The following is a 21,979-nucleotide window of genomic DNA, read 5'->3' as shown; positions in this document are numbered from 1 at the left end:
CTAGCCCTCTCCCGGAGGGAGAGGGGACTGACCGAGGTGTTTGGCAGAAGTGCGCCGATGTGCGATACCGAGTCGAATGCACGTTTCAAAACCAACCGAAATCGGCTCCCTCTCCCTCGGGAGAGGGCTGGGGTGAGGGGTAGCCACCTCACCAAACCAAAGCCATGCGCCCGCTTTTAACCACTCATTACAATGAGCGCCAGCTCGAGTGCCCTTGATCTTTTCTCACCGGCGACGTCGCCGTCAGTCGAAACCATAAGCAGCCGTTAGCACAGCAATGGATTTGTACCCCAAAAAACCATTGATCCGCCCTGAACATCAATCCATGCCAACAATGCAATTAACAGATTGTTACATCTGCGCCACCATCCGCCTCAATAAAAACCGTGCGCCGCCCTCCCGTCGCGCACGTCATAAAAGCGGTGGAGTACTTTTCTATGACAGCCTCAATCCCACACAACGGCTCGCGGGCCGGTGCCATTTTCCGGGTGACCTCGGGCAACTTCCTCGAACAGTTCGATTTCTTCCTGTTCGGCTTCTATGCCACGCAGATCGCGGCGGTGTTCTTTCCGGCGAGCAGTGAGTTCGCCTCTCTGATGATGACCTTTGCGGTGTTCGGCGCAGGCTTTTTGATGCGTCCGCTGGGCGCCATCGTGCTCGGTGCGTACATCGATGATGTCGGTCGACGTAAAGGTCTGATCGTCACGCTGTCGATCATGGCCAGCGGCACGATATTGATTGTGCTGGTGCCCGGATACGAAAGCATCGGCCTGTTTGCACCCGCACTGGTGTTGATCGGGCGCTTGCTGCAGGGCTTCTCGGCCGGGGCGGAACTGGGCGGTGTGTCGGTGTATCTCGCCGAGATCGCCACGCCGGGTCGCAAAGGTTTCTTCACCGCTTGGCAGTCGGCCAGTCAGCAAGTGGCGATCATCGTCGCCGCCGCTTTGGGCTACGCCTTGAACGCGTGGATGGCGCCGGATGTGATTGCCGATTGGGGCTGGCGGATTCCGTTTTTCGTCGGCTGCATGATCGTGCCGTTCATCTTTTTCCTGCGCCGTAACCTGGCGGAAACCGAAGAGTTCGCCGCACGCAAACACCGTCCGAGCATGGGCGAAGTGTTCCGCACCCTCGGGCAGAACTGGGGCGTGGTACTCGGCGGCATGTTGATGGTCGCGCTGACCACCACCGCGTTTTACCTGATCACCGTGTACGCGCCGACCTTCGGCAAAACCGTGCTGCACCTGAGCACGTCCGATGCGCTGCTGGTGACCTTGCTGGTCGGTGTGTCGAACTTCTTCTGGCTGCCGATTGGCGGCATGCTGTCGGATCGTATCGGCCGTCGTCCGGTGCTGATCGCCATGTCGCTGCTGGCCTTGGCCACGACCTATCCGGCGCTGTCGTATCTGGTGCAGGCGCCGAGCTTCAGCCACATGTTGCTGTCGCTGTTGTGGCTGTCGTTTATCTACGGCTTGTACAACGGCGCGATGATTCCGGCGCTCACCGAGATCATGCCGGTGGAAGTGCGCGTTGCCGGTTTCTCCCTCGCCTACAGCCTGGCCACCGCTATTTTCGGCGGTTTCACCCCGGCGATGTCGACCTTCCTGATTCAGTACACCGGCGACAAAGCCGCGCCGGGTTACTGGATGAGCATCGGCGCGCTGTGTGCCTTGTGCGCCACTCTTTATCTGTACCGCCGTGCCGGTGGTCGTCTGCAACCTGTCGCGGCCTGAGGAAAACTCGCCATGAAAAAACTGTTTACTGTCACCGCCCTGCTCGCCGGTCTCGCGTTCAACCTCGCGGCGCAGGCCGAAGAATTGAGCGTGATGACCTCCGGAGGCTTCACTGCCGCCTACAAGATTCTCGGGCCGAAATTCGCCGCCACCAGCGGCAACACACTGACCACCAGCCTCGGCCCGTCAATGGGCAAGGCGCCGGAGGCGATCCCCAATCGCCTCGCGCGCGGTGAACACGCCGACGTGGTGATCATGGTCGGCTATGCCCTCGACGACCTGATCAAGCAAGGCAAAGTCGACCCGGCCTCGCGCGTTGAGCTGGCCGATTCGCGGATCGGCCTGGTGGTGCGTGAAGGTGCGCCGAAACCAGATATCAGCAGCGTCGACGCCTTGAAGAAAACCTTGCTTGACGCACAATCGGTGGCTTACTCCGACAGCGCCAGCGGCGTGTACATCGAGCAGCAGTTGTTCAAGAAACTGGGCATTGAAGATCAGTTGAAACCGAAGGCCAAAATGATCCCGAAAGTCCCGGTCGGCTCGGTGGTTGCTACCGGCGACTATCAATTGGGCTTCCAGCAGGTCAGCGAATTGCTGCCGGTGCCGGGCGTGAGTTTCGTGGCGAAGATTCCGGAATCGGTGCAGTCGGTGACGCGTTTTGCCGCCGGGATTCCGGTCGGTGCGCAGCATCCAGAAGAAGCCAAAGCCCTGCTCGCCTACCTCGCCGCGCCAGCCGCGCAAGCGGACGTGCAGGCCACCGGGCTGGACTCGGTCAAGCGCTGATCGTTGGCGGCTGGACTTTCATCTCCACCACCAGCCGCTCCAGCTCCAGTGCCGCCGGGGTCAACGTACGACCCCGGCGCTTGATAATGCCAACACTGCGCATCACTTGCGGATCGGTCAGTGGCACCCGCGTCAGGATCGGATGATCCGGCCCGGGCATCGCCATCAGCGGCACCGCCGCCACGCCCAACCCCGCCTCCACCAGACCAATCATCGTCGTCACATGCCGGGTTTCGCAGATACTCGAGCGCTGCGGCACCACGCTGCTCAATGCCTGATCGAGCAGAAAGCGGTTGCCGGAGGTCTTGTCGAGCGAGATGTAATCCTGCTGATAGAACTCGTCCCAGCTCACACTGCTGCGCCCGGCCAACGGATGATCGCGGCGGCAGGCAACGACGTAGCACTCCTGCACAAGCGGTTCGAACTCGACTTTGGCATCCTGCGTGCCGAGAAAACTCAAACCGAAATCCGCCTCGCCATTGACCACCGCACTCAAGACATCGTGCGCGCTGGAGTCGAGCACCTTGACTTTGATCCGCGGAAATTGCTGGTGATAACGCGCGACCACGCGGGGCATGAAGTAGTACGCCGCCGAGGGCACACAGGCGACGGTGACGTGGCCCAGCCGCGTCGAGGCGACTTCACTGATACCCAGCAACGCCACGTCGAGGTCATCAAGCAAACGTTCGACACTGGGCATGAATCCGCGCCCGGCCTGGGTCAGGCTGACCTTGCGCGTGGTGCGTTCGAAGAGTTTGACGCCGAGGGCGTCTTCGAGCTTCTCGATGCGCCGGCTCAACGCCGGTTGCGACAGGCGCACGGTGTCGGCGGCCTTGCGGAAACTGCCCTGCTCGACCACGGCGCGGAAGGCTTGCAGATCGTTGAGGTCGAAGTTGATGGCCATGGCGGGACTCAGGGATTGATTCGTAGAGGTTATGAATGTAACCAATTGATGCAAATTATTACAGACTCAACATCAGAACCCCTGTGGGAGCGAGCTTGCTCGCGAATGCAATCTGTCAGTGAAAACACTATTGGCTGACACTCCGCTTTCGCGAGCAAGCTCGCTCCCACATTGGATCTCCAGTGGCCTATAGGTCTTTGTAGCCCTTATCCTTGTCACCCCCGCCGTACCGTTGTCAGGAGTAACCCCCCATGCCCCATGAAGGCAATCTGTTGCAAGCCGCCGTCGTCTTTCTGTTCGCGGCCGTGCTCACCGTGCCTTTGGCCAAACGTCTGCAACTGGGCGCCGTGCTCGGTTATCTGTTTGCCGGCGTAATCATCGGCCCGTCGGTTTTGGGCCTGATCGGCAACCCGCAAAGCGTGGCGCATATTTCTGAGCTGGGCGTGGTGTTGCTGCTGTTCATCATTGGTCTGGAGCTGTCGCCGCGACGTTTGTGGGTGATGCGCAAATCGGTGTTCGGCGTCGGTCTGGCGCAGGTGCTGCTGACCGCTTCAGTGATCGGCGTGCTGGCGTTGTCGGTGTTTGACCAACCGTTGAACAGCGCGATTGTGCTCGGTCTCGGCTTAGCCCTTTCCTCAACGGCATTCGGTCTGCAAAGTCTGGCCGAGCGCAAGGAACTGACCAGCCCCCATGGGCGGCTGGCGTTTGCGATTCTGCTGTTCCAGGACATCGCCGCGATCCCGTTGATTGCGCTGGTGCCGATGCTCGCCGGTGGTGCTCACGACACCAGTAACGCGGAAAGTTTGAATCACGCGCTGCAGGTACTCGGCGGTATCGCGGTGGTCGTGGTCGGTGGGCGCTATCTGCTGCGTCCGGTGTTTCGCGTGGTGGCGAAAACCGGTTTGCCGGAAGTGTCGACGGCCACGGCATTGCTGGTGGTGATCGGCACGGCGTGGTTGATGGATCTGGTCGGCGTGTCGATGGCGTTGGGGGCATTTCTTGCCGGTTTGCTGTTGGCGGATTCGGAATATCGCCATGAACTGGAAGCGCAGATCGAGCCGTTCAAAGGGCTGCTGCTCGGGCTGTTTTTCATCAGTGTCGGCATGGGCGCCAACCTCAGCTTGCTGCTGAGTGCGCCGATCACCGTGTTGGGGCTGACGCTGCTGTTGATCGGATTGAAATTGCCGCTGCTGTTCGTCGTCGGGCGTCTGGCCGGTGGCTTGAACAAGGTCAGTGCGATTCGTCTCGGTATCGTGTTGGCGGCGGGCGGTGAATTCGCCTTTGTGGTGTTCAAGATCGGTCGTGATCAGGGTCTGTTCGAACCGCGCCTGTATGACCTGCTGGTGCTGACCATCACCCTGTCGATGGCGGTGACGCCGTTGTTGCTGTTGCTCTGCGCGCGGCTGGTTAGCCCGAAAGTGCAGCCGGTGGAAGTGCCGGAAAAATACCGTGAGATCGACACTGACTCCCCGCGTGTAGTGATCGCCGGCATGGGCCGGATGGGCCAGATCGTCGCGCGGATTCTGCGTGCGCAGAACATCAAGTTCGTCGCGCTGGACACCTCGGTGGAAACCATTGAACTGTCGCGCAGTTTTGGCGGTGTGCCGGTGTTTTATGGTGATCCGATGCGCCCGGAAATTCTTAACGCGGCCAAGGTCGGCGAGGCGGAATATTTCGTGATTGCCACGGATGATCCGGAGACCAACATCAAGACGGCCGAGGTGGTGCGCAAGCTGTATCCGCACATGAAGATCATCGCTCGGGCACGTAACCGTCAGCATGTGCATCGGTTGGTGGATGTGGGCGCGGAGGCGATTCGAGAGACTTATTATTCAAGTCTCGAGATGAGCCGGCGCACGTTGGTCGGCCTCGGTTTGACCCAGGCCCAGGCCGATGCGCGGATCAAGCGCTTCAAGCATCACGACGAACAGGTGCTGGAGGCGCAGCACGCAATTTACGACGACGCGGCGAAAGTCCTGCAAACCGCCCAGGAAGCCCGGGCGGAACTGGCGCGGTTGTTTGAATCCGACCAACTGGAAGAAGAATCGCGCCAAACCTGAGCCACATACAAAACCCCATGTGGGAGCGAGCTTGCTCGCGAAGGCGGTGTGTCAGTCAACATCTAAATGACTGACAGATTGCATTCGCGAGCAAGCTCGCTCCCACAGGGGATCTGTGTCAGGCCGGCTCTAGCGTGCGCTCCTGTTTGACCGGTGCCACTGCAAACCGGTCCGCCAGAAACGGTGTGATGTCCAGCGGCAGCGGTTCATCGTTGACCAGTTTGTCCAGCAGCACGCCGGTAATCGCCGATGTCAGAATCCCGGTGCGGAAATGTCCGCAGGCATTCAGATAACCCTCCACCCCGCGCATCGGCCCGAGTATCGGCAACTCATCCGGCGACCCCGGACGCAACCCCGCCCAAGTACGCTTGAGGTTGACGTCTTTCAGCTCCGGCAGACACCGCACCGCACCCTGCACCAACCCGGCGATTTCCGGGTAGGTGGTGGTGACGTCGAAGCCTTTGTCTTCAGTGGTGCTGCCGATCAGGATCTCGCCGTTGTCTTTCTGCGCCACGTAGCAATCGCTGGTGGTCAGGCAGCCGTTAAGGATTCTCGGCATGCGCTCGGTCAGCAGAATCTGGCCCTTCACCGGTTTTACCGGGATGCGAATGCCCGTGGCCCACTCGCTCAAGTCCGCCGCCCAGGCACCACCGGCGTTGATCAGCGTCTTGCAGTGGAACACGCCCTCCTCGGCCGTCTGCACACCGGTGACGCGACTGCCGTGATGCAACACACCGGTGACGTTGGTGTTGACGAAGATGTCGACGCCGTTCTGCCGCGCGCCTTCCATGTAGGCATCGGCGAGGCGGAATGGGCTGACCTGGTGATCGCAGAGAAACTCCAGCGCCCCGCGCGCCTCATGGCTGACACTCGGCTCGGACTCGCGCAGCGCAGCCTGATCGAGCCAGCGCACCTGATCGGCCAGGTGCGGAATGCAGCCGACGATGTGCTCGGCGTAGAGCCGGTCTTCATCGTCATAGATGACGAATTTCAGCCCGGTCTTTTCGAACTTGAAATCCATCCCGTGATTGTCTTTCAGCTCTCGGTGCAACGCTGGGTACAGCGCGTTGGACTGCAAAGCAAAATCGAAGAACGACTCCGGCAGAATGTGCGGCGTGCTCGCGTCCACCGCCACCGCCGCGCCCTGGGTTTCGCGCTTGCGGTTGGCCGACATCATGCGGAAGAAAATCACCCCGCAGCCGAGGCCGACCGACTCACCGATCGCCCACAAACCACCGGCCGACGCGCGGGTTGCGTTGCCCGGGCGCTTGGCATCGATCAGTGCGATCTTGAGGTTTTTGCGCTTGGACAGTTGATAGGCGCAGGACGCCCCGATCACGCCGCCACCGGCAATGACCACGTCATAGAACTTACTCATGGGCAGCGGCCTCCGTGCCGACAGACTGGAACGCGGAAAAAGGAATCGGATCGATCGGGAATCGCGGACGCAGCCAACCGACGTCCTTGCGGCCGGTAGCCTGGCGCAGTCGATCGCTGCAATAGCCGACGCACATGCGCCCCTGGCAATCGCCCATGCTCACGCGGGTGCGCATTTTCAGGCTGGCGATGTCTTGCACGCCCTGCTCCAGCGCCAGATCGATGTCGGCGCGGGTCGCGTGTTCACAGCGACAGATCACCGTGTCGGCGGCGGGCAATGCAGTCTGGCCGACGCCGCGTTCGGTGTAGCGATCGACGGCGGCGCGGAAACGCACGATGGCTTTGAGTTTGCTCAAATAGCGATCGCGGCGCACCCGCGCCAGCTCCTCTTCAAGGACACCGCGTTGCAGCAGAATCGATGTCGCCGCGATCTTGCCGGCGAGCATCGCTGCTTCACCGCCGCGAATCCCGCCCATGTCGCCGGCCAGATGCACGTGGGGTTCGTTGCTTTGCTGCCAGAGGTTGGCGTTGGCACGCAGATAACCGTCGTCGCTGAAGCCATGATCCAGGCCCATCTGCTGGCTCAGTTGCGTGCGCGGAATAAAGCCGTAACCGACCGCGAGGGTCTTGGCTTCGAAGCGCTCGACGCGGCTCATGTCCGGTTCCCAAGTGGCCGAGTACGGCGCGACGCTGACGCTTTTCAGCTCGCCCTCGCCGTGGGCTTCGACCACGCCCCAGCCGTAGTTCATCGGGATGCCGTGCAGTTTCAGGTAAGCGAGCATGCTCAAACCGTCGAGGAACAGTTGCGGCTTGTTCAGCAACGCCAGGCTCTCACGGGCGATCTTGCCGAACGCGCAGGCCTCATACACGCCCGCGACGCTGACGCCTGCCGCATGAAGTTGTGTCGCCACCAGCGGCAGCAACGGCCCGGTGCCGGCGATGATCACCGGCCCTTGCGGCTTGACCACGCCACTTTTGATTTGCAGTTGCAGGCCGCCGAGCATGATCACCCCCGGCACCGTCCAGCCCGGAAATGGCACGCTGCGTTCGTGGCATCCGGCCGACAACAGCAATTGCGCGTACTCGATTTCGTGCAGTTGCTCGTCGCCATCAAGCACCACTAAAGCGCGGGTGCCTTCAGCGCCGACCACGCGATGGTTGAGGTGCACGTCAATCAGCCCGGACTGTTCCTGAAAATCACCGTGCAGTTTGCCCAGCGCTTCGGAGTAGCGCGGGCCGAGATAATCCAGTTGCACGCCGTCCCGCAGCGGCCCGCGATAGACCACGCCGCCGAGGCGCGAAGCTTCTTCGAGCAAGGTGCAGCGCACGCCGTGGCGCGCCAGCTCGATGGCTGCCGCCATCCCCGCCGGGCCGCCGCCGACGATGACCGGTTGCAGGCTCATACGAGCACCTCCTGCGTGGTGATGCGGTTGACCTGGGTTTCGATGTGCATGCCGTCACGCACCACGGTCTGGCAGGCACGGCGTTTGTGTCGGCCATTGATTTTCACCAGGCAGCACTGACACACGCCCATGCCGCAGTAGGCGCCGCTGATCTGGTTGTGATCGTTGCGCGCGATCTGACGCACGCCGAGGGACTGGATAACGCTGAGGACGGTTTCGCCGATGGCGGCGGTGACCGCTTGGCCGTTGACGTGGACGGTCATGTCCGCCTGCGCCAATGGCTGGATATCGAAAGTTCTTTCTTGGCAGTGCATTGCGATGTTCATCCGTGAAAGTTCGGTTGAGGTGGTGTCAGCTCCTTGCTGCACTACAGCGTGTCGACGCGTTTATTGTTGCTGTGATTGTGGCGTCGACGCGGGTACTTCGTCAGCGCAACAAGGCGCGCGTGAAGCACTGTAGTTCATACCTCAGCAAAGGCCGGGATCATTTACGTTAGGCGATCTCGCCGCTCGAAATATTGATCCAGGCCAGTGAAAGCGGTTGGATTGTCCAACGATCAGTTGGAGAAGACGAACTGCCCTTTGATCTTTTTTGCACCGAAGAAACCCAGGTCAGGAAACAGCAGGTTTTTCAGCCAAGCGACGAAAAAGACCATGGCCAACGTGATCGCTACGCCAATCACCGTGCCTATCGGATCTTCGCCATAGTCCTTGAACATACGTGGCATCTGGGTGATCGAGAGAAATACATACACGGTGTAGGCCTGCGCCACGTTGCGGTAAAAACCCCAAGCGAACAGCAAAGGTACGACACCAGCAAACAACCCCATACCGATGGCCCAACCGGTGCTGATCGTCAGACCGAGGAAATAACCGCCCACCAGCCCGATCAACGCCTGGATATAGGTCAGCCCGAGCAGCACCTTTATCTTGCCGGCGTGACGATCAATCAGTTCTGGATCGGGCCACGAGCCGATCAGATACGCCAGCACCTTGTCCTTGACTGCGCCGCCGGACAACGCCTTGAAGGTTTCGGTTTTCGAGCGACCGGCGTCGAGCATTTCGCTCACCTGACGTTTGATTTCCTTCTTGTTCAACGTTCTCATCCTTAATCAGAGGTCTATCGAAATACAGCACAGCGCGGATTCTCGCCTTGTTGCCCGCCAGAAAGCAAAAAGCCGCTTCCACCCGAAGGTGGAAGCGGCCGAGGCATGGGCCTCAATGGAGCAATCAGTGCACGAACAGGGCGATCAGGATGATGATCGGGATCGGTACGCCGAGGAAAAACAGCAGTAGTGAGCGCATGGTCATGCTCCTTGTTTAACGGACTGGAGTGGTCGTGGTGTAGGTGTCGACTTCAACGTACTCGACCGCATCGCGGCGACGACCGCCGAAGGTAGCTGCGAGGCTGGCGAAGAACGCACCGGCCAACAGCGAGACGAACATCCACAGCGAGGTCAAGGCAGCGACTTTCGCAGCAGTGTCGGCGGCTTGTTGCGCTTTGACTTTGGCGTCGGCCAGAGCTTTCTGGGTGCGCGCATAGATTTCATCGACGCGGCGCTCGGCATCGGCCTGAGTCAGGTTGGTCCGTTGTGCGACAAGTTGCGCGAGGTAGGTACGGTCTTCGGCACTGAGCTGACCGTTGGCCAGGCTTTGCGCGAAGATCCGCGCCACGGCGCCATGCGCGGCGTCATCGCTGACGGAGGCCGGACGGTCATCGCGGAACAGGCTGTCGATGTAGTAGCCGTACTGGTTGCTGTCGGTGTTCGCCGCAGCGGTACCAGCCGCTTGGGTCATCGCGCTGGCAGCACCGCCGGCAACACTGGCACCGGCCTGCACACCACCGCTGATCACGCTGCTGACCGAACCGACCACCAAAACTGCGGTGACCAACGTCGCCACACACCAGGCAAGGAAGCCGTGCGCGGTGTCGCGGAAATACACTTCGTCACCGTGCATGTTCGCCCACTTCACCCGCAGACGACCGGCGATGTAACCGCCCATGCCGGAAGCGATGATTTGCGTCAAAGCCAGCCAGACTATCGTTGAAATGCCCAGGCCCTTGGCGCTGACGCCCTCTCCGGCCCACGGTGAAACGGCAGAGAAACCCAAACCGAACCCGAGCAACACCAAAATCATCGACAGTGCAGCGGCAGCCGCAGCACCGGCGAAAATCGCGCCCCAGGACACGCCCGAAACGCTGCTCGACTCTTCAACGGCGGGATAAAACCCATCAGGGGATCTATTCATTGTTGTTCTGCTCCAAACATGAAAAATGGTGTTACAACTCGTCATCAGAGGAATTGCAGTGACCGTGCCAGTCGAGCAAATTAAATAAATCCATTAATTTCATACAGTTACAAAGAATGAACTTACGCAAACCTTGCAAATTGCAACAAATGCCGATTAACAGCGGGTTTTATGCATTGGCAGTGAATTTTGCCAGGATCCGAAATTTGCGTTTGTGACAGCTACAACATGAAAGTTAATTTAAAGCGTCAGCGGATTTTCTTGGCAAAATGCTGCCATTCCGTTTGAACCGATCAGCAGGTCTGCCTATGACTCGTATCTTGACCATCGAAGACGACGCCGTGACTGCGCGGGAAATCGTCGCCGAACTGAGCAGCCACGGGCTGGAAGTCGACTGGGTCGACAATGGCCGCGAAGGCCTCGACCGCGCCGTGAGCGGCAATTACGACCTGATCACCCTCGACCGCATGCTGCCCGAACTCGATGGTCTGGCCATCGTCACCACCCTGCGCACCATGGGCGTGGCCACACCGATCCTGATGATCAGCGCCCTCTCCGATGTCGACGAGCGCGTGCGCGGCTTGCGCGCCGGCGGCGATGATTACCTGACCAAACCGTTCGCCACCGACGAGATGGCCGCACGGGTCGAAGTGTTGCTGCGCCGACAGAACAGCGGCGCGACTCAGGCGACAACGTTGCAGGTGGCCGACCTCGAACTGGACTTGATCAGCCACGAAGCGCGCCGTGCCGAACAGGTGCTGACGCTATTGCCGACCGAATACAAGTTGCTTGAATTCCTCATGCGCAACAGCGGCCAGATCCTCTCGCGGATGATGATTTTCGAAGAGGTCTGGGGTTATCACTTCGACCCCGGCACCAACCTGATCGACGTGCACATCGGCCGTCTGCGCAAGAAGATCGACGCCGTCGGCCATGTGCCGCTGATCCGCACGGTACGAGGCTCCGGTTATGTCATTGCCGAACCCGTCTGACGGCTGGCGCTCCTCCAGCAGCCGCTTGCTGGCGCTTTACAGTTCGCTGTTCGTGGCCTGGAGCGCGATCCTCATGGGGGTCATGTATTACGAGGTCTCCGGCTACCTCGACAACCTCGCCAAACACTCACTGATGCAACGTCAGCACCTGTTTTCGCACTTTCGTGGCGAGCAACTGGAAGACGCCCTCGCCGCCAGCATGACTTTCGATATTCGTGGCATCGACGCCTATGGCTTGTTCGACGCCGACGGCGTTTACCTCGGCGGCGCCTTGCAGCAGATTCCCGAAGGCCTGCCGCTGGACGGCAAGATCCACATGCTCGCCGACTGCGCCGACTCCGATGACCCGACCCTGCCCAATGACAGCTGCGATGCGGTCGCCACGCAAACCCGTGACGGTCGCTGGCTGGTGTTGCTGCGCGACAACGGCTCGCTGTTCGCCGTCACGCGGATCATTTTGCATGCGTTGTTCTGGGGCGTGTCGTTGACGATTCTGCCGGGGATTGCCGGTTGGCATTTGCTGCGGCGTCGACCGTTGCGGCGCATCCGGGCGATTCAGGACAGCGCCCAGGCAATTGTTGCCGGCGACCTGACCCATCGCCTGCCCCTGTCCAACCGCCGCGATGAACTGGACATGCTCGCCGCGATCGTCAACGCCATGCTCGAACGCATCGAACGCTTGATGAATGAAGTCAAAGGCGTTTGTGACAACATCGCCCATGACTTGCGCACGCCGCTGACGCGCCTGCGCGCGCAGTTGTATCGCATGCAGCAGCAGGCCGGCGAAGGCTCGCAGGAAGCGGCGCAACTGGATTTGGTGCTGGCTGAAGCGGATACGCTGATGGCGCGCTTTCGCGGCTTGCTGCGGATCTCCGAACTGGAGGATCGTCAGCGCCGTTCAGGTTTTGTCGAGCTCGATCCAGTGCAATTGCTGGAAGAACTGCACGAGTTTTATTTGCCATTGGCCGAAGAAGGCGAGCTGCGTTTCGAGCTGAACATGCCGGAGACGCTGCCGCCGCTCAATGGTGATCGGGCGTTGCTGTTCGAGGCCTTGGCCAATCTGCTGAGTAACTCGATCAAGTTCACACCACCGGGCGGCACAGTGATGCTGCGTGGGGTGAACGCGGGTGGGCAGACGCGGATTGAGGTGCACGATTCCGGACCGGGGATTCCCGAGGCTGAGCGCGAGGCGGTGTTCCAGCGTTTCTATCGCGCCGAGGGTGGGCAGCCGCAGGGTGGTTTTGGTTTGGGGCTGTCGATTGTCGCCGCGATTGTCAGCTTGCATGGCTTCAGTCTTGAAGTCGGCAGCAGTGATCTGGGCGGGGCGAAACTGCTGCTCGATTGCCGGCAGAGCCTGATCGAGAATTCCTGATTCCTACTCTGAAACGCAATCAATGTGGGAGCGAGCTTGCTCGCGAAGGCGGTGTGTCATTCAACAAAGATGTTGCCTGATACTCCCTCTTCGCGAGCAAGCTCGCTCCCACAGGGTTTTGTGCTCAATGATCAGGTTGGGTAATTGGCTCGCAGTGCCTCGAGGCCACCCTGATAGATGCCGTTAAACAACGCCACCACTTCCTCATCACTCACGCCTTTGGCGTTAAAGCGCCCCGACCACGTCACCCGTGCGCCCTGCCCCAGAGCTTCGACCTTGATCGTCGCCAAGTAATCCGTGGCCGGAAACGGCGCCTGTTCAATCGAATAGCTGTAGGTCTTCGCGGCGTTGTCGAACGCTTGCAGTCGCTAGATTACCACAGCGCCGTCAGCGGTTTGCAAGGTGCGCACACGGCCACCGTCGCTAAGTTCACTCTTGGGAATAAAGGGCAGCCAATCGGGCAGCGTGTTGAAGCCGCCGATCAATTGCCAGACCTGATCGGCCGAGGCCGGGATATCGATGGTTGCTGATGCTGTAGGCATAGATAAACGTCTCTCTCGGGAATTCAGATCGTCAGGCTGTCGACCACGCCGCCATCGACGCGCAAGGCTGCGCCGGTGGTGGCCGAGGACAGCGGCGAAGCAATGTAGGTGACCAGGTGCGCGACCTCTTCAACATCGGCGACACGCTGGATGATCGAAGTCGGACGGGCCTTGAGCACAAAAGCGTCGGCTTCATCGCGCAGGTTGCGCCCGGATTCGGCGGCGGCATCCTTGAGCATGTCTTGCAGGCCATCGGTGAAGGTCGGTCCCGGCAGGATCGCATTGACCGTCACCCCGGTGCCAGCCAGACGTTTAGCCAGACCGTGGGACACCGCCAGATTGGCGCTTTTGGTCACGCCGTAGTTGATCATGTCGGCTGGCGTGGCCACGCCGGATTCCGAGGACAGGAAGATCACTCGGCCCCAGCCTTGCTCGACCATCGCCGGCACATAATGCCGCGCCAGACGCACACCGGAAATCACGTTGACCTCATAGAAGCGCGTCCACTCGCTGTCCGGCGCGTCGAAGAAATCCACGGCGTCGAAGATGCCGAGGTTGTTCACCAGAATGTCCGCGCGCGGTTCAGCAGCGAACAGCTTCTGCGCGCCCTCCGCGGTGCCCAGATCGGCAGCCAAACCACGCAACTGCGCACCCGGGACTTTCTCGCGAATACTCGCCAACGCCTGTTCAACTTTGCCGGTGTCGCGGCCGATCACCACCACCGTGGCGCCAGCTTCGGCCAGCGACTGGCTGATACCCAAGCCGATACCAGCAGTGCTGCCGCTGACAATGGCCAGTTTTCCACTCAGATCAATCTTCATGCTTTCACCTCATCGATTGGCAATGGTGCACGTTCGGAAACCAGTCTGGCGTCGCGCATGGCCTGCCAGAAACCGGCAGGAATAACGGCTGACAATGCGGCGACGTCTTCAGCAATTCGGCCGGGTTTGCTGGCGCCGGGAATCACCGCCGCAACCGCTGGATTGGCCAGCGAGAACTGTAGCGCAGCGGCTTTGATATCGACGTTGTAAGCAGCGGCGATGCGTTTGATCTGCTCGACCTTGGCGATGACTTCAGGGCTGGCCTTCTGGTATTCGAAGTGCGCGCCACCGGCGAGAATGCCCGAGCTATAAGGGCCACCGACGACGATTTCAACATTTTGCGCTAGGGCCGAATCCATCAGGCGTTGCAACGGACGTTCGTGGTCGAGCAGCGTGTAACGCCCGGCCAACAGAAAACCGTCCGGCTGCGCTTCGCTGAGGTCGAGGGTCAGTTCACATGGCTCGACTTTGTTCACGCCCAGGCCCCAGCCTTTGATCACGCCTTCTTCACGCAAGCGGGTCAGTACTTTGAATGCGCCGGTGCGGGCCTGGTTGAAGTATTCCAGCCACTGATCGCCGTAGAAGTCCTGAGCGATGTCGTGCACCCAGACGATGTCGAGGCGATCGGTTTGCAGGCGCTTGAGGCTGTCTTCAATCGAGCGCAGAGTCGCGTCGGCGCTGTAGTCGTTGACGATCTTGTTCGGGCGACCGTGTTCGAATACACCACTTTTTTCGCCGAGATCGCGGGCGGCGGCGTCTTCGACTTCATCGAGAATCACCCGGCCGACCTTGCTGCTCAGCACGTAGTCGTCGCGGTTGTATTGCTTCAAGGCTTCGCCAAGGCGAATTTCCGACAGGCCCGAACCGTAAAACGGTGCGGTGTCGAAGTAACGCACGCCGGCATCCCACGCGGCATGCACGGTGGCTTGCGCTTCGTCTTCGGGGATGGCGCGGAACATGTTGCCCAGTGGCGCGGTGCCGAAGCCCAGTTGGCCGGGGAGTTTGTCTTTCAAGCTCATGGGTTTTTCCTCAATAGGTTCTGGGTCTGTGTGACCGTTGAGCAGATCCTAGATTGCGACACCGAGACCGTCCAAGACATAATGCGCAGCACTTGAGTCCCTATAGGTCTGACATGATCGACATCCGCCAATTGCGCTACTTCGTTGTCGTTGCCGAGGAAGAACACGTCGGCCGCGCCGCCGAACGGCTGCATATTTCCCAGTCGCCGCTGAGCCGACAGATCGCCCAGCTCGAAGAGCGCTTGGGCCTGACCCTGTTCGAACGCAGCCAGCAACGCATTCGCCTGACCCGCGACGGCCAGACCTTCCTCGCCGAAACCCGCGCCCTGCTCACCCACGCCAATCGCCTGGAATCCCTCGGCAAGCGTCTCGGTCGAGGCGAAGAAGGTGGCTTGTGCATCGGCTATATCGAGAACGCCATGCACGCCGGCGTCCTGCCCAATGCCTTGCGCGTGTTGCGCGCCGATCGGCCGAATGTGCACGTCGCGTTGTACAACCTCAGTTCCGCCGAGCAATTGGAAGGCCTGCGTCAGCGTAGCCTCGATATTGCCTTGGTGAGTGAGCCGCCGACCGATGACGATCCGGATCTTTTGAGTTTCCAGGTGCTGGATGATCCGATGCTGCTGGCGTTGCCGGAACAGCATGCTTTAGCCAGAGCGCTTTCGTTGAGCCCGCAGGATCTGGCCGAGCAGGAATGGATCGGCGTGCAGCCGCGTCAGGATGCCAACGATGAGTTTGTCAGCGCCTGCATCCGTGCGGGGTTCACCCCGGATGTGCGCATGCAGGCGACCGAACCGTTTACTGCGCTGGGACTGGTGGCATCGGGGCTGGGGATTGCGATGATTCAAAAAGGCCTGAGCCATAACGCGCCGCCGGGTGTGGTGTTGCGTGAACTGCCGTGGCTGACGCTGACCACGCCGTTGTGGGCGGCATGGCATCGGATCAACTTGCGGCCATTGGTCGAGACCTTCCGCAAAGTCCTGACTGACGACAAGATATCTGCTGACTGACATGGCCCCTTCGCGAGCAAGCTCGCTCCCACAGGAATTCGTGTCGTTCACAGAATTGAAATCAACCCCATAACCTGTGGGAGCGAGCTTGCTCGCGAAAGGGCCGGCACATCCAAGATCAAAATTGACTGACCCAACGCCTTCGCGAGCAAGCTCGCTCTCACAGGTTCAGAAGTGATCTCGCATTCTCCGTACGACGCAGAACCCCGTGGGAGCGAGCTTGCTCGCGAAGGGGCCGGCACAGCCAAGATCAAAATTGACTGACCCAACGCCTTCGCGAGCAGGCTCGATCCCACAGGTTTTGCGGTGGATCTACACTCATGGGATCAGCATCCAGCCGTGAGTTGACCATGAAAATGTCTGCGCAAATGACCGTTGTCGCGGTGCTCGCCACCCTCGCCTGGCTGGGGCTGGCGGTATGGGGCATTGGCGGTGTGGCGATGTTCTTTTCCCACGGTTCGCTGGTGATCGTGGCACTGGCGACGGTGGCCATGGTGTTCGCCTCACTGTTCAGCGAGGTCAATCTCAGTTCTGGCGAACGTGAAGACCGCGCCAATCGCTGGGTGATTCCGGCGTTTGGGGTGATCGGTCTGGTCAGTGGTTTCTTGCCGGCCTATTGCGACCGGGTGAATTTCTGGACGGTAGGCGCTGAAGGTGTGCGTTGGCTCGGCGCGTTGCTGTTTATCATCGGTGGCGCCCTGCGACTGTGGCCGGTGTTTGTGCTGGGGCGGCGGTTCAGTGGACTGGTGGCGATTCAGCCGGGGCATCGTTTGGTGACGGATGGCATCTATCAACACCTGCGCAACCCGAGTTATCTGGGCTTGGTGGTCAATGCCGTGGGTTGGGCGCTGGCGTTTCGTTCGGTGGTCGGACTGATGCTGGCGGCGCTGACATTGATCCCGCTGATTGCCCGGATTCATTCGGAGGAAGCGCTGCTGCGTGCGCAGTTTGGGGCGGAGTACGAGGCTTATTGCGCGCGGAGTTGGCGTTTGGTGCCTGGGGTTTATTGACCTCCAATCCACACTGGACAAATGTGGGAGCGAGCCTGCTCGCGAAAGCGGTGGGTCAGCCAAGATCAATATTGGCCATGACATTGCTTTCGCGAGCAGGCTCGCTCCCACAGGGATTGTGTTGTGTCAGTTTTTTTGCAAATGGAGCTGGCCGTCGCTGTCGACTGCGACACGGATGTCAGCATAACTGGCCAACGTCGCATGGGCCGTTTCCAGCGGATGCTGATGCGTGGTGGTGATGATCATCAACGCCGCGCCGGCCGCTTCGGCCGCCTGAATACCGACCGTGGCGTCTTCGAAGATCAGGCAATCATGCGCTTCCAGGCCAAGACGTTTGGCTGCCAGAAGATAGCCGGCCGGATCAGGTTTGCCAGCCTTCACATCTTCAGCGGTGATCATCACCGCCGGCGCGGGAATCCCCGCCGCCGCCATCCGCCGCAACGCCAGATCCCTTGGTGCCGACGTCACCATCGCCCAGCGATCGTTGGGCAGGCTGTTGAGAAACTGTGCCGCACCGGGAATCTCGACAATGCCTTCAACGTCTGCGATTTCCGCCTCGGTGATGAACGCCGCTTGCGCCTCGGCATCCACGTCAGGCAGGTTCAGGCGATTGATCGTGTCGATGGCACGCGCGCCATGAATGGTCGGCAAAAAGGTTTCCACGTCGACGCCATGGCGCACGGCCCAGGCTGACCAGATCCGCTCGGCAGCGGCGATGGAATTGAGGACGGTGCCGTCCATGTCGAACAGAAACGCGCCGAACGCGCGATTGAAAAGAGTGTCGTGAGCAGGCAAAAGTTCGCTTCCTCTGGCAAGGGGCCGGGCAGATGTGCCCGGCAATGTAGCACTTGTCAGTGCAGGCGCGGTGCCTTGGATTTGAAGGCGCTGTCGACGCAGTCGAGCAGTTGACCAATGGCCCAGGGCTTTTTGATGAACGCCACCGGATGCTTGACCCCGGAGGTCTCGGGCGTTTCATAGCCGGACATGACCATCACCGGTTTGTCCGGCCAACGGTCACCGACCAGGTTGGCCAGATCCGCGCCATTAAGGGTGCCGGGCATGGTGATGTCGGTCAGTAGCAACGCCACGTTCGGGGCGTTCTGCTCAAGATAAAGTGATGCGGCGTCGGCACTGGTCTGCGGCTCGACCCTGAAACCTTCCTCCTGAAGAATTTCGCAGAGAAACTCCAGAATCAACGGATCATCCTCAACCACCAGAATCAATCCGTCAGGAAGGTGCGCGCTCGCCGTAGGTGTTGGGCACATGGAACTGCACTCCCTGAATTGCATGAACGATTTAGCGGCTTGAATCCGCTGCTTAACTGGTATGAGCAGCGGGCTCTGCAGAAATTCATTTTTGATACAGGTCTTTTGCGAAACGGCGCTTTTGCCCCTCAGCGGCAATCGTTCGCGACGGCGTATTTGTGGTTAAAATGCCGGCCCTTTTGCTTGCCGATCCTGACCGATGACCCCTGAAGCCCTCGCCATCCTCCACGCCCATCTGCTGCCGGCCCTCGCGGCGGCGCCGAGCGAAACCCGTCGCCTGTTTCACGGGCGCGGCCGCTGCTGGCCGGGGCTGGAGCAGTTGACCGTGGATTGGCTGCAAGGCGTGGTGCTGGTGTCGCTGTTCAAGGAACCGCTGCCTGAGCAACTGGACAATCTCAAGGCGTTGCTGCTGGAACTCACCGGTTCCGCCGAATGGAAACAGTCTGGCGCGCACACGCTGCTGATCCAGCATCGCTATTTGCCGCAGAGCACTGCCGAATGGCTGCTGGGTGATGAGATCGATGAAATGAGCATCGTCGAGGGTGGTTTGCAGTACCGCGTCGACCTTGGACGCAAACAGAACGCCGGGCTGTTTCTCGACATGCGTTACGGGCGCAATTGGGTGCGCGAACAGGCCAGCGGCAAACGTGTGTTGAATCTGTTTGCCTACACCTGCGGGTTTTCCGTGGCGGCCATCGAGGGTGGCGCCAGCCATGTGGTCAACCTGGACATGTCCCGCGCGGCCCTGAGCCGTGGCCGCGACAATCATCGCTTGAACGGCCATGACCTGAGCAAAGTCAGTTTCCTCGGCCACGACCTGTTCAAGTCGTGGGGCAAGGTGATCAACAGCGGCCCGTATGACCTGGTGATCATCGATCCGCCGTCGTTCCAGAAAGGCAGTTTCCTGCTGACCAAGGACTACCAGCGCGTGCTGCGCCGTCTGCCGGAATTGCTTACGGCGCAAGGCACCGTGCTGGCGTGCATGAACGATCCGGCGTTTGGTTCGGACTTTCTGATTGATGGCGTGACGCAGGAAGCGCCGAGTCTGCGTTTTGTAGAGCGGCTGGAGAACCCGCCTGAGTTTGCGGATATTGATCCTGAAAGCGGCCTCAAGGCTTTGGTCTTCCAGCGCACCCCCTGACACCCAGAAGATCCCCTGAACAACACACATCCCCTGTGGGAGCGAGCTTGCTCGCGAAAGCGTTTTGTCAGTCGCCAGTGAGGTTGACTGATCTACCGCATTCGCGAGCAAGCTCGCTCCCACAGGTTTATGTGTACGGCCGATGATCTTTAGTGAGGGCGCAACACCAGCGCAAATAACTCACCATGCCCGGTGACATTGAGCTTGTGATACAGATTGCGCCGATGCACCTTGACCGTCTCCGGCGAGATGCCCATTTGCTGGGCCATCGCCTTGCTGGAGAAGCCCTGCAAGATCAGCCGCGCCGTATCGACCTCGCGCACCGTCAGTCGCGCATCGAAGCGGTCGAGCAACGTCGCCAGATCACCGACCGGCGTTTCCGCCACCGCACCCTGCGGCGGCAACAACTGCACATGCCGACGCATCGCCGCCAACACCCAGTCACGCACGCACAGCAACCTGCCCTGCTCGGCCATGTCGAACGGCGTCGACCGCCCCAATGACAATCCGAGCACGCCGCCCTCGACGTTGATCATGAACTGCAACTCGTCCTCGCCCACCACTGAACGAAAATAGCTTTGGTAGTACTCGCTGTGCAGAAACTGGTCCGGCGCCACCGAGGCCAGGCTGTGCAAGCCGTCGGCAATGCCAATCGATGCGGCTTGATAAAACGGATCGAGCAGGTACATCCCGGCGCTGTAACCGGCCAGTTCTTCCTGCTCGTCGGGACGGCCCTTGCTGTCGAAGTCGATCAGCAATTGCGGCGCCTGCCCGGCCTTCATCAGCGCCACCAGCGCGTTGTCCAGCGGCACCAGCAGCCGCAACGTATCGACCAGCGCGCGCCAGAAACCTTCCTGACCGACCTTGGCAAACACCCGCGCCAGGCTTTGATGCACCGGCAGTTCCTGCAGCAACGCTTCCACGCACTACCCCTTTTGAGTAACCCATGATGGGAATGGGTCAGGCGTGACCGGCCCGATAGGCTGAGCACTCCTGTTCATCACCGGCCTGCACAGGCCAGGAGTGCCGCATCATGCGTCGTCACCGTGGCTGTATCAACCTCGGCATAAAACTGGGCCTGCTGGCCGGTCTCAGCGCCAGCTCAATTGCCATGGCCGCCGACGCGCCGAGCGTGCACGTCTACAACTGGTACGACTACATCGGCCCGAACACCCTCCACGATTTCCAGCGCGACAGCGGTATCCAACCGGTCTACGACACCTTCGACAGTGCCGAAGTCCTCGAAGGCAAACTGATGACCAGCCGCAGCGGCTACGACGTGGTGGTGGCGAGCAACTTCAGCCTGCCGACGCTGATCAAGGCCGGCGCCCTCGCCCCACTACCGCGCGAGCAACTGCCGGGCTGGAAGAATCTCGATGCCGACCTGTTGGCGAAACTGGCCAACAACGATCCCGGCAATCAATACGCCGTGCCGTATCTGTGGGGCACCAACGGCATCGGCTACAACGTCGACAAGGTGCGCGCGGCGCTGGGCGACAAGGCGCCGGTGGACTCGTGGGATCTGGTGTTCAACGAAGCCAACCTCGCCAAACTCGGCCAGTGCGGTGTGGCGATGCTCGATTCGCCGTCGGAGATGCTGCCGGTCGCCCTGCACTATCTCGGCCTGCCACCGAACAGCACGGATCCTGAAGACTATAAAAAAGCTGAAGCGCTACTGCTGAAACTGCGCCCGCACATCGCCTATTTCAACTCGTCGAAATTCATCAGCGACCTGTCCAACGGCAACATTTGCGTGGCAGTCGGTTGGTCGGGCGCGATGCTGGAAGCCAAGACCAATGCCGAGCAGGCCAACAACGGCGTGAAGATCGCCTACAGCCTGCCCAAGGAAGGCGCGCCGGTGTGGTTCGACACGTTGGTGCTGCTCAAGGACGCGCCGAATCGGCCCCAAGGGCTGGCGTTTATCGACTATCTGCTGCGCCCCGAAGTGATTGCGCCGGTCAGTGATCATCTGTCGTATCCCAATGGCAACCGAGCGGCGACAGCGCTGGTGGCCGCCGCCACGCGGGACAACCCAGCGGTTTATCCCTCCGCCGCAGCGATGGCCACGCTGTACACCCTTGAACCCCTGCCCAAAGCCACCGAACGAGTGCGCACGCGGGTGTGGAGCAAGGTCAAGAACGGGCAGTAAAGCCTTTTGAATATTTCACAAACCCTGTGGGAGCGAGCTTGCTCGCGAATGCGGTGGCTCAGTCGACATCAATGTTGAATGTCGGACTGCCTTCGCGAGCAAGCTCGCTCCCACCGGGGCCGGCGAACATCCCAACGTATTTTTGAGAGACA

At 60.4% G+C, this 21,979-nt stretch carries 21 protein-coding genes and 1 pseudogene; 10 read left to right on the top strand and 12 right to left on the bottom strand.

The genetic code is table 11. The features are described from left to right. The first annotated feature begins 437 nt into the window (after positions 1-437). Both HUW52_RS13445 and HUW52_RS13440 read left to right on the top strand, forming a co-directional pair. Positions 438-1,730, top strand: a complete 1,293-nt coding sequence (locus tag HUW52_RS13445; protein WP_034156153.1) for an MFS transporter — start codon at positions 438-440, stop codon at positions 1,728-1,730. 12 nt (positions 1,731-1,742) lie between these two features. Next, the gene (locus tag HUW52_RS13440; protein ID WP_175553900.1) at positions 1,743-2,513 is read left to right on the top strand and encodes a substrate-binding domain-containing protein; all 771 of its coding nucleotides are present in this window, start codon (positions 1,743-1,745) and stop codon (positions 2,511-2,513) included. On the opposite strand, the gene HUW52_RS13435 is transcribed toward HUW52_RS13440, so the two are convergent. Then, positions 2,503-3,417, bottom strand: a complete 915-nt coding sequence (locus tag HUW52_RS13435; RefSeq protein WP_175553899.1) for a LysR family transcriptional regulator — start codon at positions 3,415-3,417, stop codon at positions 2,503-2,505. The genes HUW52_RS13440 and HUW52_RS13435 overlap by 11 nt on opposite strands. Before the next feature lie 251 nt (positions 3,418-3,668). Between HUW52_RS13435 and HUW52_RS13430 the strand changes: the two genes are divergently transcribed. Then, positions 3,669-5,477: a monovalent cation:proton antiporter-2 (CPA2) family protein gene (locus tag HUW52_RS13430; protein ID WP_175553898.1), complete on the top strand. Its 1,809-nt coding sequence runs from the start codon at positions 3,669-3,671 to the stop codon at positions 5,475-5,477. 118 nt (positions 5,478-5,595) lie between these two features. Here the strand turns inward: HUW52_RS13430 and hcnC are convergent, their stop codons facing one another. The 4 genes from hcnC to HUW52_RS13410 all read right to left on the bottom strand — a co-directional run bounded on the left by hcnC (position 5,596) and on the right by HUW52_RS13410 (position 9,362). Next, positions 5,596-6,855, bottom strand: a complete 1,260-nt coding sequence (gene hcnC, locus HUW52_RS13425) for a cyanide-forming glycine dehydrogenase subunit HcnC (protein ID WP_175553897.1) — start codon at positions 6,853-6,855, stop codon at positions 5,596-5,598. Further along, a complete protein-coding gene (gene hcnB, locus HUW52_RS13420) occupies positions 6,848-8,257 on the bottom strand; it encodes a cyanide-forming glycine dehydrogenase subunit HcnB (protein WP_175553896.1) in 1,410 nt (469 codons plus the stop codon). The genes hcnC and hcnB overlap by 8 nt, the downstream gene beginning before the upstream one ends. Beyond that, positions 8,254-8,571, bottom strand: a complete 318-nt coding sequence (hcnA, locus tag HUW52_RS13415) for a cyanide-forming glycine dehydrogenase subunit HcnA (RefSeq protein WP_175553895.1) — start codon at positions 8,569-8,571, stop codon at positions 8,254-8,256. The genes hcnB and hcnA overlap by 4 nt, the downstream gene beginning before the upstream one ends. 242 nt (positions 8,572-8,813) lie before the next feature. Further along, on the bottom strand, positions 8,814-9,362 hold the full coding sequence (locus HUW52_RS13410; RefSeq protein WP_306150336.1) for a hypothetical protein: 549 nt from the start codon (positions 9,360-9,362) through the stop codon (positions 8,814-8,816). On the opposite strand from HUW52_RS13410, the gene HUW52_RS30165 reads away from it, so the two are divergent. Then, a complete protein-coding gene (locus HUW52_RS30165) occupies positions 9,346-9,552 on the top strand; it encodes a hypothetical protein (RefSeq protein WP_150793668.1) in 207 nt (68 codons plus the stop codon). The two genes, HUW52_RS13410 and HUW52_RS30165, sit on opposite strands and share 17 nt — an antisense overlap. Positions 9,553-9,576: 24 nt before the next feature. Here the strand turns inward: HUW52_RS30165 and HUW52_RS13405 are convergent, their stop codons facing one another. Further along, positions 9,577-10,506 (bottom strand): membrane protein, encoded by a 930-nt coding sequence (locus HUW52_RS13405; protein WP_016986227.1) that lies wholly within the window; start codon positions 10,504-10,506, stop codon positions 9,577-9,579. Between the two features lie 308 nt (positions 10,507-10,814). On the opposite strand from HUW52_RS13405, the gene HUW52_RS13400 reads away from it, so the two are divergent. Together HUW52_RS13400 and HUW52_RS13395 are read left to right on the top strand one after the other, a co-directional pair. Next, positions 10,815-11,498, top strand: a complete 684-nt coding sequence (locus HUW52_RS13400; protein WP_016986226.1) for a response regulator transcription factor — start codon at positions 10,815-10,817, stop codon at positions 11,496-11,498. Beyond that, positions 11,476-12,870, top strand: coding sequence for a HAMP domain-containing sensor histidine kinase (locus HUW52_RS13395; RefSeq protein WP_016986225.1), 1,395 nt, complete (start codon positions 11,476-11,478; stop codon positions 12,868-12,870). Before HUW52_RS13400 ends, HUW52_RS13395 begins: the two co-directional genes overlap by 23 nt. Before the next feature lie 131 nt (positions 12,871-13,001). Here the strand turns inward: HUW52_RS13395 and HUW52_RS13390 are convergent. From HUW52_RS13390 to HUW52_RS13380, 3 genes and pseudogenes are all read right to left on the bottom strand, one after another. Next, positions 13,002-13,412, bottom strand: a pseudogene (locus HUW52_RS13390) (SRPBCC family protein). Positions 13,413-13,435: 23 nt separating this feature from the next. Further along, entirely contained in the window at positions 13,436-14,233 is a 798-nt protein-coding gene (locus HUW52_RS13385; protein ID WP_160040906.1) for an SDR family NAD(P)-dependent oxidoreductase, read from the bottom strand. Further along, positions 14,230-15,252, bottom strand: a complete 1,023-nt coding sequence (locus tag HUW52_RS13380; RefSeq protein ID WP_175553894.1) for an aldo/keto reductase — start codon at positions 15,250-15,252, stop codon at positions 14,230-14,232. The genes HUW52_RS13385 and HUW52_RS13380 overlap by 4 nt, the downstream gene beginning before the upstream one ends. Before the next feature lie 113 nt (positions 15,253-15,365). Here HUW52_RS13380 and HUW52_RS13375 point away from each other — a divergent pair, with 113 nt between their 5' ends. Then, positions 15,366-16,262: a LysR substrate-binding domain-containing protein gene (locus HUW52_RS13375; protein WP_016986887.1), complete on the top strand. Its 897-nt coding sequence runs from the start codon at positions 15,366-15,368 to the stop codon at positions 16,260-16,262. Positions 16,263-16,612: 350 nt separating this feature from the next. Then, complete coding sequence (locus HUW52_RS13370) at positions 16,613-17,272, top strand: isoprenylcysteine carboxylmethyltransferase family protein (protein WP_175555678.1); 660 nt, start codon at positions 16,613-16,615, stop codon at positions 17,270-17,272. 126 nt (positions 17,273-17,398) lie between these two features. Here HUW52_RS13370 and HUW52_RS13365 read toward each other — a convergent pair whose 3' ends face one another. Next, a complete protein-coding gene (locus HUW52_RS13365; protein WP_175553893.1) occupies positions 17,399-18,067 on the bottom strand; it encodes an HAD-IA family hydrolase in 669 nt (222 codons plus the stop codon). A 56-nt stretch (positions 18,068-18,123) separates the two neighbouring features. Beyond that, a complete protein-coding gene (locus HUW52_RS13360; RefSeq protein ID WP_016986890.1) occupies positions 18,124-18,537 on the bottom strand; it encodes a response regulator in 414 nt (137 codons plus the stop codon). 199 nt (positions 18,538-18,736) lie between these two features. Here HUW52_RS13360 and HUW52_RS13355 point away from each other — a divergent pair, with 199 nt between their 5' ends. After that, complete coding sequence (locus HUW52_RS13355; RefSeq protein WP_175553892.1) at positions 18,737-19,678, top strand: class I SAM-dependent methyltransferase; 942 nt, start codon at positions 18,737-18,739, stop codon at positions 19,676-19,678. A 149-nt stretch (positions 19,679-19,827) separates the two neighbouring features. On the opposite strand, the gene HUW52_RS13350 is transcribed toward HUW52_RS13355, so the two are convergent. Next, the gene (locus HUW52_RS13350; protein WP_175553891.1) at positions 19,828-20,601 is read right to left on the bottom strand and encodes a helix-turn-helix transcriptional regulator; all 774 of its coding nucleotides are present in this window, start codon (positions 20,599-20,601) and stop codon (positions 19,828-19,830) included. A 110-nt stretch (positions 20,602-20,711) separates the two neighbouring features. On the opposite strand from HUW52_RS13350, the gene HUW52_RS13345 reads away from it, so the two are divergent. Beyond that, a complete protein-coding gene (locus HUW52_RS13345) occupies positions 20,712-21,827 on the top strand; it encodes a polyamine ABC transporter substrate-binding protein (RefSeq protein ID WP_175553890.1) in 1,116 nt (371 codons plus the stop codon). Positions 21,828-21,979: the final 152 nt, after the last annotated feature.

Source organism: Pseudomonas sp. 43A, assembly GCF_013363935.1.
GTDB classification, from domain to species: domain Bacteria; phylum Pseudomonadota; class Gammaproteobacteria; order Pseudomonadales; family Pseudomonadaceae; genus Aquipseudomonas; species Aquipseudomonas crudilactis.
This window is presented reverse-complemented; position numbering and strand designations above follow the sequence as displayed.